12 protein-coding genes and 1 riboswitch are annotated in these 9,959 nt (G+C 56.5%); of the genes, 6 read left to right on the top strand and 6 right to left on the bottom strand.

Annotation, left to right across the window (positions count from 1 at the left end; translation table 11 throughout):
• Positions 1-149, bottom strand: a 149-nt coding sequence (locus ACKWJN_RS11880; protein WP_408597173.1) for an uL13 family ribosomal protein, incomplete at its 3' end; no start/stop codon positions are given.
• 212 nt (positions 150-361) lie between these two features.
• On the opposite strand from ACKWJN_RS11880, the gene ACKWJN_RS11875 reads away from it, so the two are divergent.
• The 6 genes from ACKWJN_RS11875 to paaE all read left to right on the top strand — a co-directional run bounded on the left by ACKWJN_RS11875 (position 362) and on the right by paaE (position 5,110).
• Entirely contained in the window at positions 362-1,249 is an 888-nt protein-coding gene (locus ACKWJN_RS11875; RefSeq protein ID WP_408597170.1) for a 23S rRNA (adenine(2030)-N(6))-methyltransferase RlmJ, read from the top strand.
• A 112-nt stretch (positions 1,250-1,361) separates the two neighbouring features.
• Positions 1,362-2,393 carry a 1,2-phenylacetyl-CoA epoxidase subunit PaaA gene (gene paaA, locus ACKWJN_RS11870; protein ID WP_408597168.1) on the top strand — a complete coding sequence of 344 codons (1,032 nt, stop codon included), beginning with the start codon at positions 1,362-1,364 and terminating at the stop codon, positions 2,391-2,393.
• Positions 2,390-2,698 carry a 1,2-phenylacetyl-CoA epoxidase subunit PaaB gene (gene paaB, locus ACKWJN_RS11865; protein ID WP_408597166.1) on the top strand — a complete coding sequence of 103 codons (309 nt, stop codon included), beginning with the start codon at positions 2,390-2,392 and terminating at the stop codon, positions 2,696-2,698. The genes paaA and paaB overlap by 4 nt, the downstream gene beginning before the upstream one ends.
• The gene (gene paaC / locus ACKWJN_RS11860; RefSeq protein WP_408597164.1) at positions 2,695-3,486 is read left to right on the top strand and encodes a 1,2-phenylacetyl-CoA epoxidase subunit PaaC; all 792 of its coding nucleotides are present in this window, start codon (positions 2,695-2,697) and stop codon (positions 3,484-3,486) included. The genes paaB and paaC overlap by 4 nt, the downstream gene beginning before the upstream one ends.
• Positions 3,483-4,004, top strand: a complete 522-nt coding sequence (paaD, locus tag ACKWJN_RS11855; RefSeq protein ID WP_408597162.1) for a 1,2-phenylacetyl-CoA epoxidase subunit PaaD — start codon at positions 3,483-3,485, stop codon at positions 4,002-4,004. The genes paaC and paaD overlap by 4 nt, the downstream gene beginning before the upstream one ends.
• A 17-nt stretch (positions 4,005-4,021) precedes the next feature.
• Complete coding sequence (gene paaE / locus ACKWJN_RS11850) at positions 4,022-5,110, top strand: 1,2-phenylacetyl-CoA epoxidase subunit PaaE (protein WP_408597160.1); 1,089 nt, start codon at positions 4,022-4,024, stop codon at positions 5,108-5,110.
• Positions 5,111-5,177: 67 nt separating this feature from the next.
• On the opposite strand, the gene ACKWJN_RS11845 is transcribed toward paaE, so the two are convergent.
• From ACKWJN_RS11845 to ahcY, 5 genes are all read right to left on the bottom strand, one after another.
• Positions 5,178-5,780, bottom strand: a complete 603-nt coding sequence (locus ACKWJN_RS11845) for an OmpW/AlkL family protein (protein WP_408597158.1) — start codon at positions 5,778-5,780, stop codon at positions 5,178-5,180.
• Between the two features lie 175 nt (positions 5,781-5,955).
• Positions 5,956-6,546, bottom strand: a complete 591-nt coding sequence (locus tag ACKWJN_RS11840) for an OmpW/AlkL family protein (protein WP_408597156.1) — start codon at positions 6,544-6,546, stop codon at positions 5,956-5,958.
• Between the two features lie 110 nt (positions 6,547-6,656).
• Positions 6,657-7,493, bottom strand: coding sequence for a methylenetetrahydrofolate reductase [NAD(P)H] (metF, locus tag ACKWJN_RS11835; RefSeq protein WP_408597154.1), 837 nt, complete (start codon positions 7,491-7,493; stop codon positions 6,657-6,659).
• On the bottom strand, positions 7,468-8,241 hold the full coding sequence (locus tag ACKWJN_RS11830; RefSeq protein ID WP_408597152.1) for a TlyA family RNA methyltransferase: 774 nt from the start codon (positions 8,239-8,241) through the stop codon (positions 7,468-7,470). Before ACKWJN_RS11830 ends, metF begins: the two co-directional genes overlap by 26 nt.
• Positions 8,242-8,255: 14 nt before the next feature.
• A complete protein-coding gene (ahcY, locus tag ACKWJN_RS11825) occupies positions 8,256-9,689 on the bottom strand; it encodes an adenosylhomocysteinase (protein WP_408597151.1) in 1,434 nt (477 codons plus the stop codon).
• Positions 9,690-9,773: 84 nt separating this feature from the next.
• Positions 9,774-9,853: riboswitch (S-adenosyl-L-homocysteine riboswitch) on the bottom strand.
• Positions 9,854-9,959 lie beyond the last annotated feature (106 nt).

The following is a 9,959-nucleotide window of genomic DNA, read 5'->3' as shown; positions in this document are numbered from 1 at the left end:
GTATCGACGTGAGGCGTATAAATGGCTTTGTGTTTGCCGCGCAAACGGAGGGCAACTTCGCTGGCTACCCGTCCGAGCACCTTATCGGTGGCGTCAATCACAAACCACTCATGCACCACGTCAGCGGGTTTTGCGCTGAAAGTAGACATAGTTAAATCCTAAAAGGAGAGTTGGTTTGTAGGGCCCTTTTCCACGGTCGGCGTTCTTCTGTTGAGAACCTCTTAGGTGGGATGTGCTTTTTGCAAAGCCTCTGCCGCGGGACCACTCGTTCGCTGCAGAGCCAGAAATTATACGCAAAATCAAGCACTTGGCGCAAGCTCCGTAACCGGGGCTGAGAATGGACGGGTTACCATCCCCGACTATGTTCAGTTACCGCCACGCTTTTCACGCCGGAAACCATGCCGACGTCCTCAAACACCTGACCTTGATTGCCACCTTGCGTCATTTGATGCACAAGGATGCAGGCATTCAATTCGTCGACACCCACGCGGGTGCGGGCTTGTACCGATTGGACGGCGACTACGCTGAAAAAAGCGGTGAAGCGGCCGATGGCGTGCTCAAACTCAAGGGCTTACCTGCCGATGAACAGGTCGAGGCATTGAAGGACTACCTCAGCATGGTGGCCAGTTTCAATGACAAAGGCAGCTCAAGGGTCTACCCTGGATCGCCTTTCATCATCCAGCGCTTGATGCGTCATGAAGCACGCGACCGGCTCAAGTTGTTTGAGTTGCATCCCACCGACCACAAATCGCTGACAGGCAACATCGAACAACTGGAAGCAGGTCGCACCGTCAGCGTGGCGCGACAAGATGGGTTTGAAGCACTCAAAGCCTTGCTGCCCCCGCCCGTCTCGTCCAGCGGTTCACGCCGCTCTATGGTGTTGATTGACCCCAGCTACGAACTCAAAACAGATTACTACCGCGTGCTCGACTGCATCCAAGACTGTCTGAGGCGTTTTGCCACCGGCACGTATTTGGTGTGGTACCCCATCATACCGCGTCCTGAAGCACATGATTTGCCGCGCAAGCTCAAAACCTTGTGCAGCCAAGTCAAAAAGCCTTGGCTGCACGCCACCTTGGCGATCGGTCGCGCCACGGGGGGGGACGACACGGGATTGAGCGCCAGCGGCATGTTTTTGATCAACCCGCCCTATACCTTGAAGCCCCTACTCAATGAGGCCTTGCCTGTGCTGGAAAAATCTTTGGGACGCGGCCCTGGGCAGGGCTGGAGCGTCGAGTCGGGCGGCTGAACGTCCTCCCCTCAGGAAAACCACTAGGCATTGCGCCCAATTAACCGACCGATTGGTCGGTTAATTTCTTATACTGCCAGCGGCGCCCATTTGTCCGGCGCAGGAGTGGTTCATGTACACCCAATCTTTCAACGTCCCAGACAAGTCCGAAGACACAGCCAATCCCGGACTCAAAGTGGTCACAACGCCCTTGAGCGCCAACCAGACAGAGCTGCAAACGGCTTTTGACGCTCGCATTGACGCCGATGGGCGCATCGAGCCGCAAGACTGGATGCCAGAGGCCTATCGCAAAACATTGGTGCGCCAAATCAGTCAACACGCGCACAGCGAAATCGTAGGCATGCTGCCGGAGGGCAACTGGATCAGCCGGGCTCCGAGTTTGAAGCGCAAAGCGATTTTGATTGCCAAGGTGCAAGACGAAGGCGGGCATGGTCTGTACCTCTACAGCGCAGCAGAAACCTTGGGCACCAGCCGTGACCAAATGCTCGACGCCCTGCACAACGGTCGCGCCAAATACAGCTCGATCTTCAACTACCCCACCCTCACATGGGCCGATGTGGGCGTGATCGGTTGGCTGGTCGATGGTGCCGCGATCATGAATCAGATCCCGCTCTGTCGCTGCTCTTATGGCCCCTACGCGCGTGCCATGGTGCGGGTTTGCAAGGAAGAGTCTTTCCACCAACGCCAAGGCTATGAGGCCTTGCTGGTGATGATGACCGGCACAGCCGAACAACGCGCCATGGTGCAAGACGCGGTGAACCGCTGGTGGTGGAAATGTTTGGCCATGTTTGGACCTCCCGATGCCGACAGCCCCAACAGCGCACAAGGCATGCGCTGGGGCATCAAGCGCATCAGCAACGACGACTTGCGTCAAAAGTTCGTCGACGCCACCGTGCCACAAGCCAAGGTGCTGGGCGTCACGCTGCCCGACCCCGATCTGAAATGGAACGAAGAACGCCAGCATCACGACTATGGCGCCATCGATTGGGACGAGTTTTGGGCCACCGTCAACGGCAACGGCCCTTGCAACAAAGAGCGCTTGGGCACCCGGGTGAAAGCCTGGCATGAAGGCCAATGGGTGCGCGATGCAGCCCTGGCGCACGTCCGCAAACAACAAGCCAAACAGATGAAGGAGGCGGCATGACCACCACCCCAAACACCAAAGCCCTGAGCGAGTGGCCGCTGTGGGAAGTTTTCATCCGCAGCAAACAAGGCCTGGAGCACAAACATTGCGGCAGCCTGCATGCCAGCGATGCGCAACACGCCCTGCAAATGGCACGTGATGTGTACACCCGCCGCCAGGAAGGGGTGAGCATTTGGGTGGTGCCCTCCCACACCATCACCGCCAGCGCACCCGATGACAAGGCCGAGCTGTTCGACCCCGCCGGTGACAAGGTCTACCGTCATCCCACCTTCTATGAGATTCCCGACGAAGTGGGGCACATGTGAAACACGTCACAGCGCCCATCGACTACCTCTTGCACTTGGCAGACAACGCCTTGGTGCTGGGCCAACGCAATGCGGAATGGTGTGGCCACGGCCCCATCCTTGAAGAAGACATTGCCATGTCCAACATCAGCCTCGACCTGATAGGTCAGGCGCGGCTGCTTTACCAGCATGTGGCGACGCTCAAAAACGATGGCAGCACCGAAGACCGTTTGGCTTATTTCCGCGATGCGGCTGAATTTCGCAACTACACCCTGCTGGAGTTACCGCACCATGGCCCATTGGTGGGCTACGCGTTGGACAACCGCGACTACGCCACCACCATCGTGCGTAACTTTTTGTACAGCGCCTTGATGGCGCTGGTGTGGGAGCAGTTGCAACAGGCGCAGGATGCGCAATTGGCGGCCATTGCCAGCAAGTCACTGAAAGAAGTGCGCTACCACCTGAGGCATTCGCGCGACTGGATGATCCGCATGGGCGACGGCACAGAGCTGTCGCACCGCAAAGCGCAAGACGCGCTGGACCATTTGATGCCTTACACCCAGGAGTTCTGGCAAGGGTCTGACTTTGAAGCACAGGCCGTTCAGTGCGGCTGTGGCGTCGACAGGGCCACGCTTCACACAAATTGGCTGGCATTGGCGCAAGAGGCCGCCACACAAGCCGGACTGCTTTTGTCCAGCGACGAGGGATATGTGACCACGGGCAAGCAAGGCGTGCACTCTGAACATCTGAGCTTCTTGCTGGCCGAGATGCAAAGTCTGGCACGCGCCCACCCACAGGGTGTCTGGTGAGCGCACCGGCAACAGCCCACACGCTGGCTCAAGTGTGGACAGCACTTGACGCACTCACCGACCCGGAAATTCCAGTGGTGAGCTTGCGCGAGATGGGCATCTTGCGGGACGTGCGCCACGCGGCAGATGGACACACGGTAGAGGTGGTGGTCACCCCCACCTACAGCGGCTGCCCGGCGATGGAACAAATTGAAGACGATGTGCGCGCCAGCGTCACGGCACTGGGTATTCCAGCACGCGTCATCACACAACTGGCCCCTGCATGGACCACCGATTGGATGAGCGACGTGGCGCGCCAAAAACTGCGCGACTACGGCATTGCGCCACCGGCTGCCTGTGGGCAAACCACCCGGGTGATTCAGTTCGCCAGCCATCGCGCTCTACCTGATGTGGTGCCCTGCCCACGTTGCGGTTCGCACGACACCACGGAAAACTCACACTTTGGTTCCACCGCCTGCAAAGCACTCTACAAATGCCTGCACTGCATGGAACCGTTTGACTATTTCAAACCCTATTGACTCACAGGCAGCACACCATGTCGGCAACCTCTCGCTTTCATGAACTCACGGTGTCACGCATTGACCCCGAGGCCGCACAGGCGGTCGCCATCATCTTCCATGTCCCACCCGAGCTGCGTGACAGCTTTGCATTCAAACCTGGCCAGTTCTTGACCTTGCGTGCCTCCATCGACGGTGCCGATGTGCGGCGCAGTTATTCCATTTGCTCTACGCCGCTTGTGTTGGCACAAACAGGTCAACTGCAAGTGGGCATTCGCAGGGTAGATGACGGTGTGTTTTCGACATGGGCCACCACGCAACTCAAAACCGGAACCACCCTGAGTGTGATGCCCCCCGAAGGCCGCTTCACCGTGCATCGTCCTCGGGCCCTGCACCGTGTAGGCTTTGCCGCAGGCTCGGGCATCACCCCGATCTTGTCGATCTTGACCAGCTGCCTGCAGACACAACCTGAATCCAAATTCACCTTGGTGTATGGCAATCGACGCATGGACAGCGTGATGTTCAACGAGGCGCTGCAAGATCTCAAAGACCGCTACCCAAGTCGCCTGACCTTGATCCACATCCTGTCTCGCCAGGCACAAGAGGTGCCCCTACTGGAAGGCCGTATCGATGGCGACAAAGTGCGCGCCATCATGCAAGCCTTCTTGCCGGTGCAAAGCATGGACGAAGTCTTTGTGTGCGGGCCAGAGGCCATGATTGAGGCCACCGAAGCTGCGTTGCTGCAAGCGGGCGTTCCCGCCAAACACGTGCACACCGAGCGCTTTGTATCCACCTCGCCCCCCAAGGCCCGCGCCAACTCAGAATCCACAGCCAAGGCAGACACTCACGCGATTTCATTGCGTATCGTGCTCGATGGAAAAACCCACGACCTGCGCATGCAAGCGCATGAGCACGTGCTGGATGTGGCCTTGAATGCGGGACTCGACCTGCCTTACTCATGCAAGGGCGGTGTGTGCTGTACTTGCCGCGCCAAAGTGATGCAAGGCAGTGTGGCCATGCGCAAAAACTTCACGCTTGAGCCTTGGGAAATGGCGCAAGGTTTTGTGCTGAGCTGCCAAGCCTGCCCCACCAGTGACAGCTTGGTGGTGAGCTTCGACGAGCGTTGAATCCCGCACGCGTCAGGCACAAAAAAGCCGCGCACTTGGCGCGGCTTTTTCATGGTGCACGAGGTAATCAGAAGCGGTAGCCGACGCCCACACCCACCAGCACTGGATCCAACTTCAAAGTACCCAGGCTTGCACCCGCGGCGTAAACGTCTGTCTTGATGTAGACCTTTTTCACATCAAAGTTCAGCGACCATTGTTTGTCCAGAGGAATGTCCACACCGGCTTGCAAAGCAGCGCCATAGCTGTGGCTGTCCAACTGAAGCACCGTTGAACCATTCTTCAAATCCACACCGCTGATTTTTGTGTAGTTGAGACCTGCGCCGACATAAGGTTTGTAAGCGCCTAAATCGGTGAAGTGGTATTGAAGCGTCAGCGTTGGGGGCAGATGCTTGAACGTACCCAGAGAAGCCGATCCGGCATAAACCGTCTGGCTTTGTGGAACAGTCAAAATCAATTCAGCTGCCACGTTCTTGTTGATGAAGTATGTGATGTCAACTTCTGGAATGGTTTTGTCGTTCACATTCACGTCCAATGCGTTCACAGTCCCCGTTGTGTCATTGGCCATCTGAAGATTGACCACTCGCGCACGAACCAACCAAGGGCTTTCTTGTGCGGCCACATGACCGGCAACCAACATGCCAACAGCGGCTGCGATGAGAATTTTTTTCATGGTATTTCCTTGAGCTTTACTCGGGGCTATTCCCGTGCTGTCTATTGCACCGCACTGGTTGTGGGCGCAACTTGATGCGCATCAAACCCGAGACGTCCAAAAGATGACTTAGATCAAGGAAACAAATTTTGCCGAAGAAAAAACGACGCGAGGAAAGGCAAGCCCCGCCTTTCCATCAGAAGCGGTAGCCCACACCAACCCCCACCACCCGCAAATTGATTTTGGTGTCCACCGTTGCTCCGGCCATCGTGATGTCAGATCGGAAGTTGCTCCGCTTGATGTCCCAGTTCAAAGACCAGCGCTCATCCAAGGGCACATCCACACCAACTTGCAACGCGGGTCCCCAGACGTGGTTGTTCATCAAGATCGTGGACATGATGGGGTTGGTGAAAGTGATCGTGGAGCTTTTGGTGTAAGTGATGCCCGCTCCTACATAGGGCTTGAAGCCCGACCAACGGTCGGCATGGTATTGCGCCATCAAGGTGGGCGGCAGTTTGCTGAATGTCCCAATGGCCTGGCCTGACATGAACACGGTTTGGTTTTTCAATGCTGTGAAGCTGAACTCCGCCGCCCAATTCTTAGAAAAGAAATAGCTGGCATCCACCTCTGGCATCCACCGTTGCTCGACAGAAAACCCACCCGGGTTGGGGTCATACGCAAAATCAGGCTGAACCGAACGACCTCGTAACAACCACGGGCTGTCTTGCGCTTGGGCCGTCGCTGTTGAAATGAGAAACAATGCTGAGAGTGTCCATGGCTTCAACATAAGGCGACATCCTTGTTATTCAAAAGAGATGACAAATTCTACATTTATATTTCTTTTGTACTGCTTTTAACAATTTTTGCAATGTTGTCGTCAAACGGCCAGAAGTACTTTCAAGAAATCAAACCGAGGTTGCGGCAAATAGCCAAGGTCGACGCGCTTTGGTTCATGCTGTAAAAGTGCAGCCCAGGCGCGCCCGCGCTGCGCAATTGGTCGCACAAATCGGTCACGACCTCCAACCCAAATGCTTTGATGGAAGCCACATCATCGCCATAGCCCTGCAATCGCAAACGGATCCAACGGGGTATTTCAGCCCCACACGCATCTGAAAAGCGCAACAACTGGGCCGAACTGGTGATGGGCATGATGCCTGGCACGATGGGCACTTCCACGCCTAAGCGCTGCGCATCTTCTACGAAACGAAAATACGCGTCACTGTTGTAAAAATATTGGGTGATGGCCGAATCAGCACCGGCCTTGACCTTGGTGGCGAAGGCCTGAAGATCTGCCTCAGCCGATCTGGCTTGTGGGTGAATCTCCGGGTATGCCGCCACCTCAATCGCAAATGATTGCCCTGTTTCAGCGCGAATGAACGCCACCAAATCGCTGGCGTAGTGAAACTCACCGCCCCCGCCATAACCGCTGGGCAAATCACCCCGCAAAGCCACCAAGCGCCGAATGCCCATGGCTTTGAACTCAGCCAGTTGTTGACGCACGCTGTCGCGGGTCGCCCCGATGCATGAAAAATGGGACGCAGCAGGCACCTCCTCCGCCAAGATTTCGTTCAAGGTCGACAAGGTGCCCGCTTGGGTCGATCCACCCGCACCATAGGTGACAGAACAAAACTGAGGCCTCAAAACGTACAGGGCTTGGCGCACAGCGCGCAACTTCTCAGCCCCCTCGGCTGACTTGGGTGGAAAAAACTCAATGCTCAGACTGGTGTGTGTCATGACGCGCTCCTATCCAAAATTCTTTGTTGCCATCGCCTCCGGCAATGGCGCTAGGCCAGTAACCCAACACTTTCAACCCTATAGCCGCACAGGCCTCACGCAAGCGCGTTTCCACCTTGGGGTAACACGCGGGGTCCTTGACCAACCCACCTTTGCCAATGTCGCCGGGTTGCAATTCAAACTGCGGCTTGACCAACAAAAGCATGTAGGCGCCGGGTTTGAGCAACAGCATCAGTTGCGGCAGCACCAAGGTCAAAGAGATGAAAGACAAGTCACCGACGACCACGTCAAAGCCTTGGCTCAATGCTGGCATGCGTTCGTCTTGGGCTTGCAATTCGCGGGCATTGATGCGCTCGACACACAAGACCCGAGGGTCCATGCGCAAGCGAGGATGCAACTGCCCATGGCCCACGTCCACACCCACCACCTGTGCCGCACCGTGCTGCAACAAGCAATCGGTGAAGCCACCGGTGCTTTGCCCCACATCGAGGCATCGCATGGCAGCAACCGATAAGCCGCTGTCGCGCAAAGCGCCCTCCAGCTTCAAGCCACCGCGCGAGACATAACGCGACTCGGCGGTATCCAGCAGCTGCAACTCGCAGGTCTGTGGCAGCAAATCACCATTTTTAGCAACCTGCTGCCATGCCGCCGCACCGACCCGCCATTGCACGCCCGAGGCAATCAGCCGCTGCGCTTGAGAGCGCGAGACGGCCAAACCCCGGTCTACCAGCAGCTGGTCAGCACGCATGGCAGACGCCGTGCTCAGTAGCGGTAGGTATCGGCTTTGTAGGGGCCGTTCTTGGACACGCCAATGTAGGAGGCCTGCTCTTCGGTCAACTCGGTCAACATGGCGCCGACTTTTTGCAGGTGCAAACGCGCCACTTTTTCGTCCAAGTGCTTGGGCAACACATACACCTTGCCTGATTCGTACTGGTCTTGCTTGGTGAACAGTTCGATCTGAGCAATGGTTTGGTTGGCAAAGCTCGACGACATCACAAAGCTGGGGTGGCCGGTGGCGCAACCCAAGTTCACCAAGCGGCCCTTGGCCAACAAAGTGATCTTCTTGCCGTCTGGGAAGGTGATGTGGTCGACTTGGGGCTTGATTTCGTCCCACTGCAACTTCTCGAGCGAGGCGACATCGATTTCGTTGTCGAAGTGACCGATGTTGCACACAATCGCTTCGTCTTTCATGGCGGCCATGTGTTCGTAACGGATCACATTTTTGTTGCCGGTGGCCGATACGAAGATGTCGCACTTGTCAGCAGCGTACTCCATGGTCACCACTTTGTAGCCTTCCATGGCAGCTTGCAAGGCGTTGATCGGGTCAATCTCGGTCACCCACACTTGCGCACTCAAAGCGCGCAAAGCTTGGGCGCTGCCCTTGCCCACATCGCCGTAACCAGCCACCACAGCCACTTTGCCGGCAATCATCACATCGGTCGCGCGCTTGATCGAGTCGACCAAAGATTCGCGGCAACCGTACAGGTTGTCGAACTTGCTCTTGGTCACCGAGTCGTTGACGTTGATGGCACGGAACATCAGACTGCCCTTGGCGGCCATTTCGTTCAAGCGCAGCACGCCGGTGGTGGTTTCTTCAGTCACACCGATGATTTGGGCAGATTTGCGGCTGTACCAAGTAGGGTCCACAGCCAGTTTGGCTTTGATGGCGTCGAACAAACAAGTTTCTTCTTCGCTGGTGGGGTTGGCGATGAGTGAGGCGTCTTTTTCAGCGCGTTTGCCCAAGTGCATGAGCAAGGTGGCGTCGCCACCGTCGTCCAAGATCATGTTGGGACCTTCACCGGCGGTGTTGGCTGCGCCAAAGTCAAAAATGCGGTGGGTGTAGTCCCAGTACTCGGTCAGTGTCTCGCCCTTGGTGGCAAACACTGGCGTACCTTCAGCCACCAAGGCGGCAGCGGCATGGTCTTGAGTCGAAAAAATATTGCAAGAAGCCCAACGGACTTGGGCACCCAAAGCCTGCAAGGTTTCCACCAGCACGGCGGTTTGAATGGTCATGTGCAAGCTGCCGGTGATGCGCGCACCTTTGAGCGGCTGCGCTTTGGCAAACTCTTGACGAATGGCCATCAAACCAGGCATTTCGGTTTCGGCAATCTTGATTTCTTTGCGGCCCCAGGCGGCCAAGGACATATCGGCCACGACGTAGTCGATGGCTTGGGTGGGTTTGAGAACAGCGTTCATGGTCAGGCTCCAAAAGGTTCAGGGCCACTGACGCGCGCGAGACAAGCACATGGGATGTGTCCGAGGTGCTCACCTCACGTTGTCAGTGGGTGAGCGCGGTTGGGGAATAAGGGTCCGAGCCTCACTGAATCTGGGTCGATTCAGCTGCAGCGCTCCTCGGAACGCATTATTTTAATGCAGCTTCGGGCCATCAAAAGAATAGCCCCTACCCAGCCAAACTTTTTTTAACAAAATCTACAAAAGTAATATTAAAATAATCAAATGGCAAAT

It is taken from the genome of Limnohabitans sp., assembly GCF_046052825.1.
GTDB lineage: Bacteria > Pseudomonadota > Gammaproteobacteria > Burkholderiales > Burkholderiaceae_C > Limnohabitans.
The sequence above is the reverse complement of the archived record's forward strand: the minus strand, read 5'-3'. Positions and strand labels throughout refer to the sequence as shown.

Coding starts and splice junctions, on each gene's coding strand:
- ACKWJN_RS11875 (WP_408597170.1), top strand. CDS start 362: ATGTTCAGTTACCGCCACGCTTTTCACGCCGGAAACCATGCCGACGTC.
- paaA (WP_408597168.1), top strand. CDS start 1,362: ATGTACACCCAATCTTTCAACGTCCCAGACAAGTCCGAAGACACAGCC.
- paaB (WP_408597166.1), top strand. CDS start 2,390: ATGACCACCACCCCAAACACCAAAGCCCTGAGCGAGTGGCCGCTGTGG.
- paaE (WP_408597160.1), top strand. CDS start 4,022: ATGTCGGCAACCTCTCGCTTTCATGAACTCACGGTGTCACGCATTGAC.
- ACKWJN_RS11845 (WP_408597158.1), bottom strand. CDS start 5,780: ATGAAAAAAATTCTCATCGCAGCCGCTGTTGGCATGTTGGTTGCCGGT.
- ACKWJN_RS11840 (WP_408597156.1), bottom strand. CDS start 6,546: ATGTTGAAGCCATGGACACTCTCAGCATTGTTTCTCATTTCAACAGCG.
- metF (WP_408597154.1), bottom strand. CDS start 7,493: ATGACACACACCAGTCTGAGCATTGAGTTTTTTCCACCCAAGTCAGCC.
- ACKWJN_RS11830 (WP_408597152.1), bottom strand. CDS start 8,241: ATGCGTGCTGACCAGCTGCTGGTAGACCGGGGTTTGGCCGTCTCGCGC.
- ahcY (WP_408597151.1), bottom strand. CDS start 9,689: ATGAACGCTGTTCTCAAACCCACCCAAGCCATCGACTACGTCGTGGCC.